Origin of the sequence: Cellulomonas sp. HZM, from assembly GCF_000708885.1 — a bacterium.
Classification (GTDB): domain Bacteria; phylum Actinomycetota; class Actinomycetes; order Actinomycetales; family Cellulomonadaceae; genus Cellulomonas.
The window spans coordinates 69506-87549 of the sequence record NZ_JEOE01000011.1 but is presented as its reverse complement, the minus strand read 5'-3'; the positions used below and the strand labels follow the sequence as shown (position 1 = coordinate 87549).

Below are 18044 nucleotides of genomic sequence, written 5' to 3'. Positions count from 1 at the left end.
CGCACATGAGCGAGCCCCAGACGCCCGGCATGCCCGACGACCCGTTCGGCCCGGACCGGGGCGGCGCCACGAGCGTCCTGGAGCGCGAGGAGACGACCGAGCAGGTCGAGCCGGGGGACCACGAGCGGTTCGCGCACTACGTGCGCAAGGAGCGGATCACGGAGTCCGCGATCACCGGCCGGCCGGTCGTCGCGCTGTGCGGCAAGGTCTGGGTCCCTGGCCGGGACCCGAACAAGTTCCCCGTGTGCCCCGTGTGCAAGGAGATCTACGAGGGCCTGCGCGAGCCGCAGGACGGCGGGGACGGGTCGAACGGCGGTGACTCCGGCGGCGGCGGACGCCGCTGGGGGTTCGGCCGGGGCTCGTCCGGCAAGTGAGCGGGGCACAGACCCCGCAGCCCAGCCTGTTCGACGACGTCGCCTCGCACGCCTCGTCGTCCGCCGCGTCCCACCTGCCCCCGGCGTTCCCGGGGCGCGCGCCGTGGGGCACGGCGGGCAAGCTGCGTGCGTGGCAGGCGGAGGCGCTCGAGGCGTACCGGCAACGCTCGCCGCGGGACTTCCTCGCGGTCGCGACGCCGGGTGCGGGGAAGACGACGTTCGCGCTGCGGGTCGCCACCGAGCTGCTCGAGGCGCGCATCGTCCGGCGCGTGACGGTCGTCGCGCCGACCGAGCACCTCAAGCGGCAGTGGGCGGACGCGGCCGCGCGTGTGGGCATCAAGCTCGACCCGCGGTTCAGCAACGCGCAGGGGCGGCACGGGCACGGCTTCGACGGCGTCGCGGTGACGTACGCGCAGGTCGCGAGCAAGCCTGCGCTGCACGCGGCCCGCACGAGCGCGGCCCCGACCCTCGTCATCCTCGACGAGGTGCACCACGGGGGCGACGCGTTGTCGTGGGGCGACGCCGTGCGCGAGGCCTTCGAGGGTGCGACGCGCCGGCTCGCGCTCACCGGCACCCCGTTCCGGTCGGACACCGCCGCGATCCCGTTCGTCACGTACGCGCCCGACGCGCAGAACATCCGGCGCTCGGTCGCGGACTACACCTACGGGTACGGAGACGCGCTGCGCGACAACGTCGTGCGGCCCGTGCTGTTCCTGTCGTACTCGGGTGCGATGCGTTGGCGGACCAAGGCGGGCGACGAGGTCAGCGCGCGCCTGGGCGAGCCGCTGACGAAGGACATGACGTCGCAGGCGTGGCGCACCGCGCTCGACCCGAACGGCGAGTGGATCCCGAGCGTGCTCGCCGCCGCTGACAAGCGGCTCACCGAGGTCCGCCGCGCGGTCCCGGACGCCGGGGCGATGATCATCGCGACCGACCAGACGGATGCGCGCGCGTACGCGGGCCACCTGGCTCGTCTCACGGGTCAGTCGCCGACGATCGTGCTGTCGGACGACGACGGCGCGAGCGACCGCATCGACGAGTTCTCCTCCGGGGACTCGCGTTGGCTCGTCGCGGTCCGGATGGTCTCCGAGGGGGTCGACGTGCCGCGGCTCGCGGTCGGCGTGTACGCCACGAGCACCGCGACGCCGCTGTTCTTCGCACAGGCGGTCGGGCGGTTCGTGCGTGCGCGCAGGCGCGGCGAGACCGCGTCCGTGTTCCTGCCGTCCGTGCCGCAGCTGCTCGCGCTCGCCGGCGCGCTCGAGCTCGAGCGCGACCACGCGCTGGACCGGCCGCGCACGGCGGAGGAGCAGGGGGAGGGCTACGACCCCGAGGACGCGCTGCTGGCCGCGGCGAACAGCGCGGAGCGTGCCTCGGACGCGCTCGGGCCCGACGGCAAGCCCGCCGCGTTCCAGGCGCTCGAGGCGCAGGCGTCGTTCGACCGCGTGCTGTTCGACGGCGGCGAGTTCGGCACCGGTGCGGAGATCGGCTCCGACGAGGAGATGGACTTCCTCGGCCTGCCCGGCCTGCTCGACGTCGACCAGGTGTCCGAGCTGCTGCGGCAGCGTCAGGCCGCGCAGACCAAGGGGTCGCGACGAGCCGCGGCCAGCGCCGAGGCGCTGGCGGAGATGGACCACCGCAAGCAGGCCGAGCTGCGCAAGGAGCTGGCCCAGCTGGTGGGTGCATGGGCGCGGCGCAGCGGCCAGCCCCACGGGTCGGTGCACGCCGAGCTCCGACGGCGGTGCGGCGGACCGGAGGTGGCGCTCGCCGACCCGGACCAGCTCACGGCGCGGGTGTCGATGGTGCGGGGATGGTTCGTCGGCAAGAAGTAGTCGCCGGGCGCTCGTCTCACGATCCGGACGAGCATGGAGAGCGTGTCATCGCAGGTCAGAGCGCTGGACGCGCGACCACATAGCAGCGCGGAGTCGCGGCGCAAGTCGTCGGCTCGGCGTGCGGACCGGCTTCCGCGATGCCACCGTGGAGGTGCGTCACCGGCCCCCCGGGTACCCCCGGGAGACCGGCGGTGACCTGACCTGAAAGGTGGCAGACCATGCCCGCCTGGCTCATCCTCATCATCATCGGTGTCGTCCTGCTGATCCTCGGTGTGGCCACGAACGTCGGATCGTTCCTCATCTGGGTCGGCGTCGCGGTGCTCGTCATCAGCCTGATCCTCGGGCTGGTGGGCCGCGGCCGAAGGGTCTAGCCGAGCTCCCTCACGTCGACCGGCCGCCCGCGCACCCGCGCGAGGCGGCCGGTCGCGTCTGCGGGCACCGGCGCAGGGCGGCGACCGACCCGGGGCCGGCCGCCCCGATCCCGCCCCGGTCCCGCCCGGATCAGCCGAGCGCGAGCGTCCCGGTCGGCACGGACGCCTCGTCGGCGGAGAGCCGCCGCGCTCCCCGCGGTAGCTCGTCTCGCGACGCGTGGTGTCGCCGCGCCGCGGTACGGACCCCGTCCGCGCCGGTCCACCGCTCGTCGACCACGCCGTCGCTCACGAGCCGCACGTGCAGGGGCCGCAGGTCGTCCTGCGCCGGGCCGGCGTCGAGCGACCACGCGCGCACCGCGTCGTCGTCGCCCACCACCAGCAGCTCCTCGACGGCGCGACCGTCGGGCCCGAGGCGCCGCGCGGCCGCCTTGCGACCGCCCACGCTCGTCTTGGCGGTCGACGCCTTGGCGACCGGCTGCATCACCCCGGCCGCGTCCTCGCGGGCGACGAGCTTGTAGACCATTCCGCACGTGGGCGCGCCCGAGCCGGTGACGACCGACGTGCCGACCCCGTACACGTCGACGGGTGCCACCGCGAGCGCCGCGATCGCGTACTCGTCGAGGTCGGACGTCACGACGATCCGCGTGCCGGTCGCTCCCGCGTCGTCGAGCTGGCGTCGGACCTCGTGCGCGAGCCCGGCGAGGTCGCCCGAGTCGAGCCGCACCGACCCGAGACCGGTGCCCGCCGCCTCGAGCGCGAGCTCGACTCCGCGACGGACGTCGTAGGTGTCGACCAGGAGCGTCGTGCCGGGGCCGAGCGCCGCGACCTGCGACGCGAAGGCGGACCGCTCGTCGTCGTGAACGAGCGTGAAGGCGTGGGCCGCGGTCCCGATCGTCGGCAGGCCGTAGCGGCGCCCCGCCTCGAGGTTGGACGTGCCCGCGAACCCGGCGACCGCAGCGGCGCGGGCCGCCGCGACGGCCGCCTCCTCGTGCGCCCGGCGGGCGCCCATCTCCAGGCACGGGCGATCGACCGCGGCGCTCGTCATGCGCGACGCGGCGGACGCGACGGCGGAGTCGTGGTTGAGGATCGACAGCACGAGGGTCTCGAGCAGCACGGACTCGGCGAACGTGCCCTCGACGACGAGGACGGGCGAGCTGGGGAAGAACGTCTCGCCCTCCGCGTAGCCGACGACGCTCCCGCCGAACCGGTAGCCCGCGAGGAACTCGAGCGTGGCCTCGTCGACCACGCCCTCCGCCCGGAGCCAGTCGATCTGGTCGGCCTCGAAGCGGAAGCGGTCCAGCTCCTCGAGCAGGCGTCCGGTCCCGGCGACCACGCCGTACCGGCGCCCCGGTGGCAGGCGACGGGTGAAGACCTCGAAGACGCACCGCCGCCGCGCGGTCCCGTCGGCGAGCGCGGCCTGCAGCATCGTGAGCTCGTAGCGGTCCGTCAGCAGCGCGGGTGACGTCATGTGGCCCAACCTACTGTCGGAGCACGTGGCAGGCCCGGGGGTCGGGGGTGACCTGTCGGTGGCTCTGCCTACAGTTGTCGGGTGACGACGCCGGTGCAGGAACGCGAGGCGGCGGCCGACGAGGCCGTGGCCGTCGACGACCCGTGGGTGACGATCGTCTGGAACGACCCGGTGAACCTCATGACGTACGTGACCTACGTCTTCGAGACCTACTTCGGGCACCCGCCGCAGCGTGCGCACCAGCTCATGATGCAGGTGCACCAGGTGGGGCGCGCCGTGGTGTCGCGGGGGTCGCTGGAGTCGATGGAGGTGGACGTGCAGGCCATGCACGGGTTCGGGCTGTGGGCGACCCTGCAGCGCAGCGGGCAGTGACGTGAGGGGCTTCCTGCGAGCGAGGCACGGCGGCTATCGCGTCCGGCTGAGGCGTCCGGTGCGCGAGAACGTCGCGGTGCTGGTCGAGCACACGGCGGAGCTGCTCGAGCTCTCGGACCGGACGGACCCGGCGGCTGCGCCCCCCACCGACGAGCACCCGCTCGCGCGTCTCGAGCAGGAGCTCGAGGCGCCGGTGGCGGTCCCGGTCGACCCGGCCGTCGGCCGGCTCCTGCCGCCGGCGAGCATGGACGACGAGGAGATCGCCGTCGAGTTCCGACGGCTCACGCAGACCAGCCTGCGTGAGTCGAAGACCGCCGGCCTGCGCCGCCTGCGCACGGCCCTGGAGGACGCCGACGCGCAGGGCTGGGTCGAGGTGCCGTCGGCGGACGCGCCGGCCGTCGCCGCGGCGCTCACCGACGTGCGGCTCGTCCTGGCCGACAGGCTCGGGATCCGGACGGACGAGGACGTCGAGCACCTCGAGGCGTTGATGGCCGTCGGGGGCGACGAGAACCGCCACTGGCTCGCGGCGTGCTTCGCACTGCTGGGCTGGCTGCAGGAGTCGCTCGTCGGCCTGATGCTCGAGGACGCGCGGGCCGCGGCGGACGTCACACGTCGCGGCGGCCCGTCCGGGCGGTCGTCCGACCCGGCCGCAGGCTAGGCTCGGCCGCGTGCACGACGCCCCCATCGGGATCTTCGACTCCGGCGTCGGGGGTCTGACGGTCGCGAGGTCGATCCTCGACCAGCTCCCGCACGAGTCGACGCTGTACATCGGCGACACCCTCAACACGCCGTACGGCCCCAAGCCGCTCGCCGCCGTGCGCGCACACGCGCTGGAGGTCATGGACGACCTCGTCGACGCGGGGGTGAAGCTCCTGGTCATCGCGTGCAACACGGCGTCGTCGGCGATGCTGCGCGACGCACGCGAGCGGTACACGCTGCGCCGCGGGATCCCGGTGGTCGAGGTGATCCTGCCCGCGGCCCGCAGGGCGGTCGCGGCGACGCGGTCGGGACGCATCGGCGTGATCGCGACGAAGGGCACGGTCGAGTCGCGCTCGTACGACGACGCGTTCGCGGTGGCCCCGGGCGTCACGCTCACCACCCGGGCGTGCCCGAGGTTCGTCGAGCTCGTCGAGGCGGGGATCACCTCGGGGCCCGAGGTGCTCGCGGTCGCGCACGAGTACCTCGACCCGGTCCGGGATGCCGGCGTGGACACGCTCGTGCTCGGTTGCACGCACTACCCGCTGCTCACCGGCGCGATCTCCTACGTGATGGGCGACGAGGTGACGCTCGTGTCGAGCGCCGAGGAGACCGCGAAGGACGTGTACCGCACGCTCGTCGCGCACGACCTCGAGCGTCCGGCCTCAGGAGTACCTGCCACGCACCGCTTCCTGGCGACGGGGGACCCCGTCTCGTTCCAGACCCTCGCGCGCCGGTTCCTCGGGCCCGAGGTCGACGTCGTCGAGCCCGCGCAGGCGCTGCGATGAGGCTCACCGTCATCGGCTGCGCCGGGTCGTTCCCGTCGCCTGACTCGGCCGCGTCGTCGTACCTCGTGCAGGCCGACGACGAGCGGGGCCGCACCTGGAGCGTGCTGCTCGACCTCGGCAACGGCGCGCTCGGACCGCTGCAGCGCGTGATCGACCCGCGCACGCTCGACGCGATCGCGCTGTCGCACCTGCACGCGGACCACGTGGCCGACACGGTCGTGCTCTACGTGCTGCTGCGCTACCACCCCGACGGCCGGTCGGCGCCGATACCTCTGCACGGTCCCGCGGGCACGCCCGAGCGACTGCTGAGCCTCGCCGGTGCGGAGTCGTCGCACGTGCTCGAGCAGTACGACGTGCACGAGTGGGACCCCGCGGCGCCCGTGCGCGTCGGGCCGCTCACCCTGACCCCGGTGCCCGTCCATCACCCCGTGACCGCGTACGGCATCCGGGTGTCCGGCCCGGCCGAGGACGACCCGGCGCGCACCGTGACCCTGGGGTTCAGCGGTGACACCGACGAGTGCGCGGGCGTCGACGAGATCGCCGACGCCGACCTCTTCCTGTGCGAGGCGGCGTACGTGCAGGGCCGCGACGACGAGATCCGCGGCGTGCACCTCACCGGGCGCCGCGCCGGCGAGGCGGCCGCGCGCGGCGGGTCCCGCGCGCTGCTCCTCACGCACCTGCCTGCGTGGAACGACCCGCGGGTGGTGCTGGCGGAGGCGCGCGAGGAGTACGCGGGACCGGTGGCGCTGGCCGTCCCCGGGGGCGTGCACCTGCTCTGACCGGGGGCTGACCCCGCTCTGGCCGGGCTCCGGCCGCTCGTCGGGGCGTGTCGGTGCGCGCCGTTAGGCTCGTCGGCATGACGATCGCACGCGCGGACGGCCGCGCCCCCGACGAGCTGCGCCCCGTGACCATCACCCGCCGGTTCCTGTCCGCCGGCGAGGGCAGCGTCCTCGTCGAGTTCGGCGGCACCAAGGTGCTGTGCGTCGCCTCGTTCACCGAGGGCGTGCCGCGCTGGCGCAAGGGCTCGGGCGAGGGCTGGGTGACGGCCGAGTACTCGATGCTCCCGCGCGCCACCGACTCGCGCTCCGACCGTGAGTCGGTGCGCGGCAAGGTGGGTGGCCGCACGCACGAGATCTCGCGTCTCGTCGGGCGCTCGCTGCGCGCGGTCATCGACGTCGCGGCGCTGGGGGAGAACACGATCGTGCTCGACTGCGACGTGCTGCAGGCGGACGGCGGGACGCGCACGGCGTCGATCACGGGGGCGTACGTCGCGCTCGCGGACGCGGTCGCGTGGGCCACCGAGCAGCGGCTCGTCAAGCCGGGACGCCAGGTGCTGCGCGACTCGGTCTCGGCCGTGAGCGTCGGCATCGTCGACGGCGTGCCCGTGCTCGACCTGCCGTACGCCGAGGACGTCCGCGCGCACACGGACATGAACGTCGTCGTCACCGGCTCGGGAACGTTCGTCGAGGTGCAGGGCACGGCCGAGCACGCGCCGTTCGACCGCGCCGAGCTCGACGCGCTGCTCGACCTCGCGCTCGCGGGAACGTCGACGCTGTCCCGGCTGCAGGCCGCGGCGCTGGCCGCGCCGCCCTCGGACGGTTCGGCCTCGCGCTCGTCGGTCACGACGGCCGCAGGTGCATCGGCGTGAGCGCGCGCCTCGTCCTCGCGACGCACAACGCGCACAAGGTGGGCGAGCTGCGCGCGATCCTCGCGCCGGTGCTGCCGGACCTCGACCTGTCGACGGTGGTCGGCTCGCGTGAGGTCGGGGGACCCGAGCCGGTCGAGGACGGGCTGACGTTCGAGGCGAACGCGCTCATCAAGGCACGCGCGCTCGCCGCGCACACCGGCCTGCCCGCGGTCGCGGACGACTCCGGCCTGGCGGTCGACGTCCTGGGCGGGGCGCCGGGCATCTTCTCGGCCCGCTGGTCCGGAAGCCACGGTGACGACGCCGCGAACCTCGCGCTGCTGCTCGCGCAGCTCGCGGACATCGCGCCCGAGCACCGCGGTGCTCGGTTCGTGTGCGCTGCAGCGATCGTCACGCCGGACGGCCGCGAGCACGTCGAGCGGGGCGAGCTGGTCGGCACGCTCACGCTCGAGCCGCGCGGCACGGGCGGCTTCGGGTACGACCCGGCGCTGCAGCCGCTCGGCGAGCGTCGCACGTGCGCGGAGCTGACGCCCGACGAGAAGAACGCGATCAGCCACCGGGGGCAGGCGTTCCGCGCCCTCGCCCCGGTGATCGCCGACGTCCTGCGCGGTGGCTGAGCCGATCCAGCTCGTCGCCCGCGGGCTGACGTTCGGCTATCCGGGCCGTGCCGTCCTCGACGGGCTCGACCTGACCGTCTCCGCGGGTGAGCGCCTCGGGCTCGTCGGCGAGAACGGTGCCGGCAAGACGACGCTGCTGCGCCTGCTCGCGGGCGGGCTCGTACCCACGGCCGGTTCCGTGACGCGTTCGGGTTCGCTCGCGGTGGTCGAGCAGGAGCTCGACGTCGGCGACGACGACACGGTCGGGTCCCTCGCCGTGGCGACGGCCGCCGCCGTCCGATCCGCCGCTGCGGACCTCGAGCAGGTCGTCGCCACGTTCGATCACGAGCGCGGAGACCTCGCGGCCTACGCCGAGGCGATGGCCCGCTACGAACAGCTCGAGGCGTGGGACGTCGACCGGCGCGTCGACGAGGCCCTGACGAGGTTCGGCGCACCACGCGACCCCGTGCGCCGGCTCTCGCAGCTGTCGGTGGGCGAGCGCTACCGCGTACGTCTCGCGTGCCGGATCGCCGAACGCGCAGACGTCCTGCTGCTCGACGAGCCGACCAACCATCTCGACGCGACCGGAATCGACCACCTCACGGCCGAGCTGCAGCGATGGTCCGGGGCGGTCGTCATCGTCACGCACGACAGGCGGCTGCTCGACGACGTCATGACGGCGATCCTCGACCTCGACCCCTCGATGGACGGTCGCCCCGCGCTGTACGGCGCGACGCGGTACGCCGACTACCGGTTCGCCAAGGACCAGATGCTGCGACGCTGGCGCGCGCGCTACCGCGCCGAGCGCAAGCGCGCTCTCGTCCTGGCGCAGCGGCTCGACTCGTCGTACGAGGGCCTGTCCGACGAGTGGCGTCCGCCGAAGGGCTCCCAGCGGCACCGCCGCGGGACCCGCGCGCGCCAGCACGTCAAGGCGGCCGACCGCCTGGTCCAGCAGCTCGAGGCGACCGCCGTCGAGGTCCCCGTGCCGCCGCTCGCCCTCGCGTTCCCCGACCTGCCGTCCCTCCCGCGCCGGGCGTCGACGGGCGCGAGCCCCGACCGCCCGCTCGATCCCGACGCCGACCGTGCGGCCGCTCACTCCGGCTCGCTGCTCGAGGTACGAGCGCCCCGCGTGGACGGCCGGCTCGACCTTCCAGGGCGTCGGATCGGCATCGAGCCGTGCGGCCGGCTGCTCGTCGTCGGCCCCAACGGCTCGGGCAAGTCCACCCTCCTGCGCGTGCTGGCCGGCACGGTCGAGACCAGTCGGGGTGCGCGCACCGTCGCGGCAGGCGTACGGCTCGGTGTCCTCGCGCAGGAGGGTCCTGCGGAGCACGTCGCGGACGGTGCGGTCACGGCGTTCGACGCGTACGCGCGCCACGCGCTGCGGCTGCTCGAGGAGGGTGCGCTGGACCCCGACCAGCTGGTGCCCGTCGCGGCGCTCGGACTCCTGACGGAGGCGGACCTGGACCGCCCGCTGCGCGAGCTTTCCGTGGGCCAGCGGCGCAGGTTCGACCTCGCGTGCGCACTGCTCGCGGCGCCGCACGTGCTCGTCCTCGACGAGCCGACGAACCACCTGTCGGTCGGGCTGGTCGACGAGCTCACGGCCGCGCTGCGAGCGACGTCGTCGGCCGTCGTCGTCGCGACCCACGACCGGCGCATGCGCGCCGACCTCGCGGACTGGCCGGTGCTCGAGCTCGGGACCTGATCCCCGGCGCGAGCTCTCGCACGGGATCAGGGCGCGCGCGTCAGGGCAGGCGGCCCACGTGCGCCATCGCCTGGCGCAGCAGGACCCCCTGGCCGCCGTTCATCTCGAGCTGGACCTGCTCCGCGCACGCCTCCTCGGGTGTCAGCCACGACAGGTCGATGGCGTCCTGCTGCGGGCGGCAGTCACCTGAGACGGGGACGACGTACGCCAGGGAGATCGCGTGCTGGCGGGGGTCGTGGTACGAGGTGATGCCCGGGGTGGGGAAGTACTCCGCGACGGTGAACGGCTGTGGCGAGGCCGGGATCTGCGGCAGCGCCACCGGCCCCAGGTCCTTCTCGATGTGCCGCACGAGCGCGTCGCGCACACGCTCGTGGTACAGGACGCGGCCCGAGACGAGTGCTCGCGACATCACGCCCTCGCGCGTGACGCGCAGCAGGAGGCCGACCGCGACGACGTCGCCCGAGTCGTCGACCCGCACCGGCACCGCGTCCACGTAGACGATCGGCAGCACGCGCCGGACCTCGGCGATCTGCTCGGACGTCAGCCAGCCGTCACGCGGCTCGGGCACGGGGAACTCGGCGGAAGCGGTCACCGTAGGTTTCTACCTCACGCGGGCCCGGCCGTGCTCGACCCGCACCGTGGCGACCGGCTCGGGTCGCAGGTCGGGTCGCCGGCCGGGCGCGGGTCCGGTCGACGACGACGGGTCGGTTCGGCCCGTTCGCCCGCCGTGCGCACCTCTCGTCGTCGACGCGCTCCCGCGGACGCGCGCGGTCGGGCGTCCTGGGGAATAGTCGTCGGGGTCCGGACGCTGAGGTGGCCGGACACCCGACCACCGGAGGAACCATGGCGACCACGACGCTCACCGCCGACACGATCGGCTCGACGATCAACGACAACGAGATCGTCCTCATCGACTTCTGGGCCGAGTGGTGCGGCCCGTGCAAGCGCTTCGGCCCGGTCTTCGAGTCCTCGTCGGACGAGAACCCGGAGATCGTCCACGCGAAGGTCGACACCGAGGCCGAGCAGGCGCTCGCGCAGGAGCTGCAGATCTTCTCGATCCCGACGCTGATGGCGTTCCGGGACGGCATCCTCGTGTTCAACCAGGCGGGAGCGCTGCCCGCACCCGCGCTCAAGCAGGTCGTCGACGCCGTCAAGGCGCTCGACATGGACGAGGTGCGCGCGCAGATCGCGTCCCAGGCGAACGGCTGACACGGCCCGTACGCGGTATCCACCTGCACGACCAGAGGCGGCTCTCCCATGCGGGGGAGCCGCCTCTGGTCGTCGTACGGTGCCCGTCGGGCGGTGCTGGTCACCCGGCATGGGGGCTGCTCGGTGCGGGAGACGGGAGTCGAACCCGCACGCCCTTGCGGGCACCAGGACCTAAACCTGGCGTGGCTGCCGTTTCACCACTCCCGCGCGACGTGGCCGCGCGAGCCCGAGTCTCCCACGACGCCGCGACGCCGCGCGGCACCAGGTCCCGCAGGAGGTCGGCTCGACTGGAGGAAGGCGCGGCCGGAAGTCGGGTCAGCCGTCGATGCCGAGGTCGCGCCGCAGCTTGGCGACGTGACCCGTCGCCTTGACGTTGTACTGCGCGAGCTCGACGGTGCCGTCCGCGGCGAGCACGACCGTCGAGCGGATCACGCCCGTGACCGTCTTGCCGTAGAGCTTCTTCTCGCCCCATGCGCCGAACGCCTCGAGGGTGGTTCGGCTCTCGTCGGACGCGAGCGGGAACGTGAGGTGCTCGTCGGCCGCGAACTTCGCGAGCTTGGCGACGGGGTCCGGCGAGATGCCGACGACAGCGAGCCCGGCTCCCTGCAGCGCCGAGAGCGAGTCGCGGAAGTCGCACGCCTGCTTCGTGCAGCCCGGCGTGCCGGCCGCGGGGTAGAAGTAGACGATGGTGCGCCGACCCCGCAGGTCGGCGAGGCTCACGCTCCCGCCGTCGGCGGTGGGGAGCGTGAAGTCGGGCGCGGGGTCGCCGACGGCGAGACGGGGCACGGGGTTCCTCCTCGTGGTGCGGGGACGCCAGCCTACGTTCAGCGCGCCGCCACCGGCCGCCCGGCGCTCGTCGACCGCTCACTCCGCGGCGCGAGCGCGTACGGCGCGCGACGCGCGCTCGGCGCGCCGCACGCGCGGTCGGCGGGACGTGCGGTCGGCGGACGTGCGTCGGCGCGTACGGTCGACCTCGTGACCTCCGAACCCGTGACCTCCGGATCCGTGGCCCCCGAGCCTGGGCGTCGCCCTGTGCTGCGCACCGATCTGCCCGTGCGCATGCTCAACGACCGCGTGCTGGTCCACCTCGACGCGGCGGCGGGTGAGCGGCGCTCGTCGGCGGGCATCGTCATCCCCGCGACCGCCGCGGTGGGCAAGCGCCTCGCATGGGCGGACGTCGTCGCGGTCGGCCAGCACGTGCGGCAGGTCGAGGTCGGCGACAGGGTCCTGTTCGACCCCGACGAGCGCGCCGAGGTCGAGCTCGAGGGAGCGACGTACCTGCTCCTGCGAGAGAAGGACGTGCACGCCGTGGCGGCCCCGCGCGGGTCGGGGGACGGGCCCGGGCTGTACCTGTGAGTGACTCTCGTCACCCGGGGCCTCTCGGTTGGTGTTCTGGGCCGCAAGGCTGCTAACGTTCTCAACCGCGCGCCATTAGCTCAATTGGCAGAGCAGCTGACTCTTAATCAGCGGGTTCGGGGTTCGAGTCCCTGATGGCGCACCGATGAGGGCCCGTGACCTGCAGCTATGCAGGGCACGGGCCCTTCGTCATGCGGTTGTGCGTGCGGCGGCTCGCGTCTCGCCGCGCGCCGCGGCGAGCAGCGGGCGACGATGACACGGATCCCGTCGTCGCGCGGGTGCCGGCACGGACGGAGACACCGATGGCCCCGCAGGACGAGACGTTCGACGTGATCGTGGTGGGCGGCGGAGCGGTCGGAGAGAACGCCGCCGACCGGGCGTCCCGCACGGGGCTGAGCGTCGCGCTCGTCGAGGCCGCGCTGGTGGGCGGCGAGTGCTCGTACTGGGCGTGCATGCCGTCGAAGGCGCTCCTGCGGCCCGGCACGGTGCTCGCGGCCGCCCGGGCGGTCCCGGGGGCGGCCTCCGCCGTCGACGGTGGCGTGGACGCCTCGGCGGCCTTCGCGCGTCGCGACGAGGTCGCCTCGCAGTGGGACGACGCGGGGCAGGTCTCCTGGGTGGAGTCGGTCGGCATCACGCTCGTCCGTGGGGCGGCTCGGTTCACCGGGCCACGGTGCCTCACGGTCGCGGGCGACGACGGTGAGCGCGCGCTCGTGGCACGCCACGCCGTGATCGTCGCCACGGGGTCGGTCGCGACCGTGCCGGAGGTGCTGCGCGGTGTCGAGCCGTGGACGAGCCGAGACGCGACGTCGTCTCATCAGGTGCCTGCGCGGCTGGCGGTCGTCGGCGGGGGCGTCGTCGGCGTCGAGATGGCGACCGTCTACGCCGACCTCGGCAGCGCGGTCACGATGCTGGTGCGCGGCGACCGGCTGCTGCCCGCGGCCGAGCCGTTCGCCGGGGAGGCGGTGCGCGATGCGCTGGTCGCGCTGGGCGTGACGATCCGGTTCGGCACCGAGGTGACGTCGGCGGTGCGCGACGACGACGGTGTCCACCTCACCACCGCCTGGGGCGTGCTCCACGCCGACGAGGTGCTCGTGGCGGCCGGACGTCACGCCCGCACGGCCGACCTGGGGCTCGAGGCGATCGACCTCGCACCGGGTGCGCCGTTGCATGTCGACGACGCGCTCCAGGTCGAGGCTGCGGGAGGTTGGTTGTTCGCGGTGGGCGACGTCACCGGCCGCACGGGCACCACGCACCAGGGGAAGTACGACGCGCGCGTCGCGGGCGATGTCGTCGCTGCGCGGTTCGGTGACGACGACGCGATGCGCGAGGCCGAGTCCGGCGCCGAGCCGTGGAGCAGGTACCGTGCGACCGCCGACGAGGCATCGGTGCCGCAGGTGGTGTTCTCGCGCCCTGAGGTCGCATGGGTCGGGCACACCGAGAGCTCGGCGAGGGACGCGGGCATCGACGTCCGCGCCGTCGACTACGACCTCGGGAACCTCGCCGGTGCGTCCGTGCTGGCCCCGGACTACCAGGGCCACGCGCGGCTCGTGCTGGACGACGCGCGCGGGACGGTGGTCGGTGCGACGTTCGTCGGGCCCGAGGTCGCCGAGCTGCTGCACGCTGCAACGGTTGCGGTCGTGGGCCAGGTGCCGCTCGCCCGGTTGTGGCACGCCGTGCCGTCCTACCCGACGCTGTCCGAGGTGTGGTTGCGGTTCGGCGAGACCGCGGGGCTGTAGGCCAGCGTCCGGCGAGGCGCTCGGAGGAAGTCGTCGCACGACGCTCGAGCCGGCGACGCTCGTGCGACGCGCGAAGGGCGCGGGCCCCACCGACGGTCGGGTCCGCGCCCTGCGTGCGAGCGATCAGGCAAGCGGCCGGGTCAGCTCGCGAGGGAGCCGTCGCTCGACAGGACGAGGCCGAGCGCCGTCTCGCCCTTGCGGATCGCGGCTCCGATGAGGCCGAAGTCGTACGACTTGAACGTCGTGTTCAGGCCGTAGGTCTTGGTCAGGCCGAGCTCGCAGAACGGGCGCTCGGGGCACTCCGGCGGACCGGCGAGCGAGACGCCACCGGCGCACACGGCGGCCAGCTCGGACAGCGTCGTGACCTTGTGCTCCGCGGCGAACGCCGCGGTCACCGCGAACGCGTTCTGGTCCTGTGCGGCCGAGGCTGCTCCCATGGTGAGCCCGACCTTCTCGGCGAGCGGCGTGAGCGCGGCGACCGTCTTGTCGATGTCCGGGGTCGCGACCGAGGCGGCATCCGTACCGTTGACCTTGCCGTTGATGAAGTCGGCGAGCGTGGCCGCGTACTCGGGCACGACCTGGATGTCCTTGCCCTTCTCGAGGGCCGGCAGGTAGACCTCGCGTGCGCCGATCGTGCGCGAGGACGCGTCGAAGCCCGCGGACTTCAGGACGGCCGCGTAGATCGCTGCGAGGGTCGCGTTCTCGGAGAAGTTGGCGGCGCCGACGACGATCTTCGCGCCGTCGCCGACCTGGTCGGTCGCGGCGAGCCCTTGGTCGGCCACGAACTGCTTGGCGACCTCGGTGGACGTCTTGCGGTCGATGTCCACCGACTTGTTGAGCTGGATCAGCTTCTCGGTGTCCAGCTTGGCCGAGACCGTGTTCAGCAGGTCGACGATCTCGGGGTGCTCGCTCGCGGTCTTCGCGTTGATCGCGGGGATGATGTTGTCGGAGTTCTGCAGCCCCTTGTCGTCCTTGAGGACGACGAGCTGGTCACCGGCGACCGGCGAGCACTCGGCGGCCGCCGTCGCACCCCCGCTCGAGCCGGCGGACGTCGGCGCGGCCTGGCCGCCGCCCGATCCGGGAGACCCGCACGCGGCGAGGAGCAGGCTCGCGCCGAGCAACGAGGTGGCCAGCAGTCCGGTCGTGGTGCGTGTGCGCATCGTGGGCTCCTGTGTCAGGGATGGCATCGGTGGATGAGGGTGGCACTGGTCGGGGGAGGTGTCGGCCGCGGGCTCTCGCTCCGGTCGCGGTCGCGAACGTCAATCAGACCCGGAGTCGGCGGTCGCGGCAACCGGAGTCGGTCGTCGCGACGACCGTGCGGGTGCCGGCTGCAGACCGCGGGGCGACACCGCGCGCTGGGCGAGCGCGAGCAGCCCCTCGGCGACCAGGCACAGCGCCGCCACGAGCACGCCTCCGGCGAGCACCTGCCCGTACCGCTGGGTGCCGAACCCGGTGACGACGATCGAGCCGAGGCTCCGGCCCCCGACGAGCGCAGCCAGCGGGACGGTCGCGAGCACCTGGACCACGGCCGTGCGGACGCCCGCCGCGACCAGCGGCACCGACAGCGGCAGCTCGACGGACCAGAGCCGCCGCGCCCCCGACATCCCCAGCCCGCGCGCCGCGTCGACGACGTCCCGGTCCACCCCGCCGACGCCGGTGACCGTGTTGGTGAGCAGCGGCGGCACGGCGAACACCGCGCAGGCCAGCACCGTCGCGGTGTTGCCGAACAGCCCGGCCGAGGCGAACAGCGTCAGCAGTGCGAGCGTGGGGAGCGCGCGCGTGGTGTTCGCCACGACGACCCCCAACGTGCCGCCACGGCGCCGGTGGCCGAGCCACACGCCGGCCGGCATCGCGACGACGGCTGCGAGCAGAACCGCGAGCAGCGTGACACGCACGTGCGCGGCGGCGAGCGACAGCACGCCGTCCGGCCCGGTCCAGTTGAGCGGGTCGTTGAGCCACGTGATGGCGTCCTGGACGATGTCCACGGTCAGACCTCGCTGTCCGCGAGCATGCGCGTCGATCGTGACCACGGCGTGAGCCACCGACCGACGAGCACGATGACGACGTCGCACACCAGAGCGAGCACGAGGCACAGCACGGTCGCCGTCATGATCTCGGCGTGGTAGTCGCTCCGGAACCCGCGGAACATGAGTTGACCCAGCCCGCCGTAGCCCACGACGACCCCGACCGTGACGAGCGCGACCGTGGACACGGTGGCGACGCGGACACCCGCGACGATGCTCGGCAACGCCTGAGGCAGCTCGACCTGCCAGAGCATGCGGCCCCGTCCGTACCCCATGCCCCGCGCCGCGTCCGTGACCGCCGGGTCGACGCCCTGGAGGCCCACGAGGATGTTGCGCACGAGCACCAGCAACGCGTACGCGACGAGACCGATGAGCACCGTGGTGCGGCCGATGCCGGTCCAGGGGGCGAGCAGGGCGAACAGCGCGAGCGACGGGACCGTGTAGAGGACCCCCGCCGTGCCGACCACGGGCGCAGCGAGCCGAGGCCGCGCGTGCGCGAGAGCGGCCAGCGGCAACGCGACGACCAGCGCGATCGCGACGGCCTGGAGCGTCAGCGACGTGTGCTGGCCCAGCGCGGAACGGATGTCCGCCGAGTTGTTCGTCACGTACTGCCACGAGAACCAGGGGTTCGGCGGTGCGTCGGCCAGGAGCATGCAGCGACCGTAGCCGCAGGCTCTGACACGTGCCCGTCCAGGTCCGAGCCCGCGCCGATGTCGGTGGCGCACGCTAGCGTCCCGTGGCGTGAGCGACGACCAGCACGACCACCAGCGCCAGGGCGCGGACGGCGAGTGGACCATCCGCTTCGACTCCGTGAGCAAGTCGTACGGCGAGGCTCCCGCGCGCGGCCGCGCCGACGAGCGGCCTGCCGCCGTCCACGACCTGTCGCTCGACGTGCGCCCGCACGAGGTGCTCGTGCTCGTCGGACCGTCGGGGTGCGGCAAGTCGACGACGCTCCGCATGGCCAACCGGCTGGTGGAGCCCACCAGCGGCCGCATCCTGCTCGAGGGCGAGGACGTCACTCGCGTGGACCCCGTCGAGCTGCGCCGTCGCATCGGGTACGTCATCCAGAACGTCGGCCTCTTCCCGCACCGCACGGTCGAGCAGAACGTCGCCACGGTGCCGCGCCTGCTCGGCTGGGACCGGCGCCGCACGGCGGACCGCGTCGCGCAGCTGCTCGACCTCGTCGGGCTCGCACCGGGCAGGTACGCGCGTCGGTACCCGCACGAGCTGTCGGGCGGCGAGCGACAGCGCGTCGGTGTGGCGCGCGCTCTCGCCACCGACCCGCCGGTTCTGCTCATGGACGAGCCGTTCGGTGCGGTCGACCCGGTGGGTCGGCGGCGTCTGCAGCACGAGTTCGCACGCATCCAGCGCGAGCTCGGCACCACCGTGATGCTCGTGACGCACGACATCGACGAGGCGGTGACGATGGCGGACCGCGTCGCCGTGCTCAGCGAAGGAGCGCACGTCGAACAGCTCGCGGCACCGCTCGACATCGTGGCCCGGCCAGCGACGCCGGCGGTCGCGGACCTCGTCGGCCGCGGTCGGACCGCGCGGATGCTGGGGCTCGGGCGGCTCTCTGCGGTCGATCTCTCTGCGGCCGATCTCCGGGCGCCCGGCGCGGACCGAGGATCGTCGACCACGGGATCGGGCGCGGCGCAGGAGCGGCGCGTGCCGGACCCGTCGGAGCGGGTCGAGCTCGGCGCCGAGCTCACGGACGTGCTCGACGCGCTCGTGCGGGACGGTGCGGACGGCGTCGACGTCTGGGACGGCGACCGGGTGGTCGGCCGCGCGACGTCGGCGACGGTGCTGCAGGCGCTGCGCCGCGTCAGCGAGGCGGGTGCGGCCTGACGCCCCGACCGCACCAGCCCGCCCGGCGCA

The 18044-nt window shown here is 73.8% G+C and carries 20 protein-coding genes and 2 tRNA genes; 15 read left to right on the top strand and 7 right to left on the bottom strand.

All coding sequences use genetic code 11. From position 1 onward, the window contains the following. Positions 1–5 precede the first annotated feature (5 nt). The 3 genes from AW16_RS0108275 to AW16_RS18620 all read left to right on the top strand — a co-directional run bounded on the left by AW16_RS0108275 (position 6) and on the right by AW16_RS18620 (position 2574). Complete coding sequence (locus tag AW16_RS0108275; protein ID WP_029289562.1) at positions 6–374, top strand: DUF3039 domain-containing protein; 369 nt, start codon at positions 6–8, stop codon at positions 372–374. Further along, positions 371–2203 (top strand): DEAD/DEAH box helicase, encoded by a 1833-nt coding sequence (locus AW16_RS0108270; RefSeq protein ID WP_051681781.1) that lies wholly within the window; start codon positions 371–373, stop codon positions 2201–2203. The genes AW16_RS0108275 and AW16_RS0108270 overlap by 4 nt, the downstream gene beginning before the upstream one ends. 218 nt (positions 2204–2421) lie before the next feature. Further along, entirely contained in the window at positions 2422–2574 is a 153-nt protein-coding gene (locus AW16_RS18620; RefSeq protein ID WP_197021587.1) for a hypothetical protein, read from the top strand. A gap of 130 nt (positions 2575–2704) precedes the next feature. Here the strand turns inward: AW16_RS18620 and AW16_RS0108260 are convergent, their stop codons facing one another. Continuing rightward, on the bottom strand, positions 2705–4042 hold the full coding sequence (locus AW16_RS0108260; protein ID WP_029289560.1) for a nicotinate phosphoribosyltransferase: 1338 nt from the start codon (positions 4040–4042) through the stop codon (positions 2705–2707). A gap of 81 nt (positions 4043–4123) precedes the next feature. Between AW16_RS0108260 and clpS the strand changes: the two genes are divergently transcribed. From clpS to AW16_RS0108225, 7 genes are all read left to right on the top strand, one after another. Continuing rightward, positions 4124–4414: an ATP-dependent Clp protease adapter ClpS gene (gene clpS / locus AW16_RS0108255; protein ID WP_029289559.1), complete on the top strand. Its 291-nt coding sequence runs from the start codon at positions 4124–4126 to the stop codon at positions 4412–4414. A gap of 1 nt (position 4415) precedes the next feature. Then, positions 4416–5072, top strand: coding sequence for a DUF2017 family protein (locus tag AW16_RS17040; RefSeq protein WP_081861539.1), 657 nt, complete (start codon positions 4416–4418; stop codon positions 5070–5072). Positions 5073–5082: 10 nt separating this feature from the next. Beyond that, positions 5083–5898, top strand: a complete 816-nt coding sequence (murI, locus tag AW16_RS0108245; RefSeq protein WP_029289557.1) for a glutamate racemase — start codon at positions 5083–5085, stop codon at positions 5896–5898. Then, positions 5895–6677 (top strand): MBL fold metallo-hydrolase, encoded by a 783-nt coding sequence (locus AW16_RS0108240; protein WP_029289555.1) that lies wholly within the window; start codon positions 5895–5897, stop codon positions 6675–6677. The genes murI and AW16_RS0108240 overlap by 4 nt, the downstream gene beginning before the upstream one ends. 77 nt (positions 6678–6754) lie before the next feature. Beyond that, positions 6755–7546 carry a ribonuclease PH gene (gene rph, locus AW16_RS0108235; RefSeq protein ID WP_029289553.1) on the top strand — a complete coding sequence of 264 codons (792 nt, stop codon included), beginning with the start codon at positions 6755–6757 and terminating at the stop codon, positions 7544–7546. Next, complete coding sequence (rdgB, locus tag AW16_RS0108230; RefSeq protein WP_029289551.1) at positions 7543–8160, top strand: RdgB/HAM1 family non-canonical purine NTP pyrophosphatase; 618 nt, start codon at positions 7543–7545, stop codon at positions 8158–8160. The genes rph and rdgB overlap by 4 nt, the downstream gene beginning before the upstream one ends. 4 nt (positions 8161–8164) lie before the next feature. Continuing rightward, complete coding sequence (locus AW16_RS0108225) at positions 8165–9841, top strand: ABC-F family ATP-binding cassette domain-containing protein (RefSeq protein ID WP_034648469.1); 1677 nt, start codon at positions 8165–8167, stop codon at positions 9839–9841. A 40-nt stretch (positions 9842–9881) separates the two neighbouring features. Here the strand turns inward: AW16_RS0108225 and AW16_RS0108220 are convergent, their stop codons facing one another. After that, on the bottom strand, positions 9882–10433 hold the full coding sequence (locus AW16_RS0108220) for an NUDIX hydrolase family protein (protein ID WP_029289547.1): 552 nt from the start codon (positions 10431–10433) through the stop codon (positions 9882–9884). A gap of 251 nt (positions 10434–10684) precedes the next feature. Here AW16_RS0108220 and trxA point away from each other — a divergent pair, with 251 nt between their 5' ends. Then, positions 10685–11050 carry a thioredoxin gene (trxA, locus tag AW16_RS0108215; protein WP_029289545.1) on the top strand — a complete coding sequence of 122 codons (366 nt, stop codon included), beginning with the start codon at positions 10685–10687 and terminating at the stop codon, positions 11048–11050. Between the two features lie 124 nt (positions 11051–11174). Here the strand turns inward: trxA and AW16_RS0108210 are convergent. Both AW16_RS0108210 and bcp read right to left on the bottom strand, forming a co-directional pair. Next, positions 11175–11257 (bottom strand) — tRNA-Leu (locus AW16_RS0108210). A 108-nt stretch (positions 11258–11365) separates the two neighbouring features. Continuing rightward, positions 11366–11836 carry a thioredoxin-dependent thiol peroxidase gene (bcp, locus tag AW16_RS0108205; RefSeq protein WP_029289543.1) on the bottom strand — a complete coding sequence of 157 codons (471 nt, stop codon included), beginning with the start codon at positions 11834–11836 and terminating at the stop codon, positions 11366–11368. A 273-nt stretch (positions 11837–12109) separates the two neighbouring features. On the opposite strand from bcp, the gene AW16_RS0108200 reads away from it, so the two are divergent. From AW16_RS0108200 to AW16_RS0108190, 3 genes are all read left to right on the top strand, one after another. After that, on the top strand, positions 12110–12406 hold the full coding sequence (locus tag AW16_RS0108200; RefSeq protein ID WP_051681791.1) for a co-chaperone GroES: 297 nt from the start codon (positions 12110–12112) through the stop codon (positions 12404–12406). Positions 12407–12475: 69 nt separating this feature from the next. Beyond that, positions 12476–12548, top strand: a tRNA-Lys gene (locus AW16_RS0108195). Positions 12549–12708: 160 nt separating this feature from the next. Continuing rightward, complete coding sequence (locus AW16_RS0108190) at positions 12709–14142, top strand: NAD(P)/FAD-dependent oxidoreductase (protein WP_029289539.1); 1434 nt, start codon at positions 12709–12711, stop codon at positions 14140–14142. A 140-nt stretch (positions 14143–14282) separates the two neighbouring features. Here AW16_RS0108190 and AW16_RS0108185 read toward each other — a convergent pair whose 3' ends face one another. The 3 genes from AW16_RS0108185 to AW16_RS0108175 all read right to left on the bottom strand — a co-directional run bounded on the left by AW16_RS0108185 (position 14283) and on the right by AW16_RS0108175 (position 16819). Beyond that, complete coding sequence (locus tag AW16_RS0108185) at positions 14283–15302, bottom strand: glycine betaine ABC transporter substrate-binding protein (protein ID WP_029289537.1); 1020 nt, start codon at positions 15300–15302, stop codon at positions 14283–14285. A 99-nt stretch (positions 15303–15401) separates the two neighbouring features. Then, positions 15402–16127 carry an ABC transporter permease gene (locus tag AW16_RS0108180; RefSeq protein WP_029289535.1) on the bottom strand — a complete coding sequence of 242 codons (726 nt, stop codon included), beginning with the start codon at positions 16125–16127 and terminating at the stop codon, positions 15402–15404. Between the two features lie 2 nt (positions 16128–16129). Continuing rightward, positions 16130–16819, bottom strand: coding sequence for an ABC transporter permease (locus tag AW16_RS0108175; RefSeq protein WP_029289533.1), 690 nt, complete (start codon positions 16817–16819; stop codon positions 16130–16132). An 88-nt stretch (positions 16820–16907) separates the two neighbouring features. Between AW16_RS0108175 and AW16_RS0108170 the strand changes: the two genes are divergently transcribed. Beyond that, positions 16908–18014: an ABC transporter ATP-binding protein gene (locus tag AW16_RS0108170; protein ID WP_369794767.1), complete on the top strand. Its 1107-nt coding sequence runs from the start codon at positions 16908–16910 to the stop codon at positions 18012–18014. Positions 18015–18044: the final 30 nt, after the last annotated feature.

Excerpts from the sequence above, each read along its gene's own strand:
- AW16_RS0108275 (WP_029289562.1), top strand. The coding sequence starts at position 6 with ATGAGCGAGCCCCAGACGCCCGGCATGCCCGACGACCCGTTCGGCCCG.
- AW16_RS18620 (WP_197021587.1), top strand. The coding sequence starts at position 2,422 with ATGCCCGCCTGGCTCATCCTCATCATCATCGGTGTCGTCCTGCTGATC.
- AW16_RS0108260 (WP_029289560.1), bottom strand. The coding sequence starts at position 4,042 with ATGACGTCACCCGCGCTGCTGACGGACCGCTACGAGCTCACGATGCTG.
- AW16_RS0108240 (WP_029289555.1), top strand. The coding sequence starts at position 5,895 with ATGAGGCTCACCGTCATCGGCTGCGCCGGGTCGTTCCCGTCGCCTGAC.
- rph (WP_029289553.1), top strand. The coding sequence starts at position 6,755 with ATGACGATCGCACGCGCGGACGGCCGCGCCCCCGACGAGCTGCGCCCC.
- trxA (WP_029289545.1), top strand. The coding sequence starts at position 10,685 with ATGGCGACCACGACGCTCACCGCCGACACGATCGGCTCGACGATCAAC.
- AW16_RS0108200 (WP_051681791.1), top strand. The coding sequence starts at position 12,110 with ATGCTCAACGACCGCGTGCTGGTCCACCTCGACGCGGCGGCGGGTGAG.
- AW16_RS0108190 (WP_029289539.1), top strand. The coding sequence starts at position 12,709 with ATGGCCCCGCAGGACGAGACGTTCGACGTGATCGTGGTGGGCGGCGGA.
- AW16_RS0108185 (WP_029289537.1), bottom strand. The coding sequence starts at position 15,302 with ATGCGCACACGCACCACGACCGGACTGCTGGCCACCTCGTTGCTCGGC.
- AW16_RS0108175 (WP_029289533.1), bottom strand. The coding sequence starts at position 16,819 with ATGCTCCTGGCCGACGCACCGCCGAACCCCTGGTTCTCGTGGCAGTAC.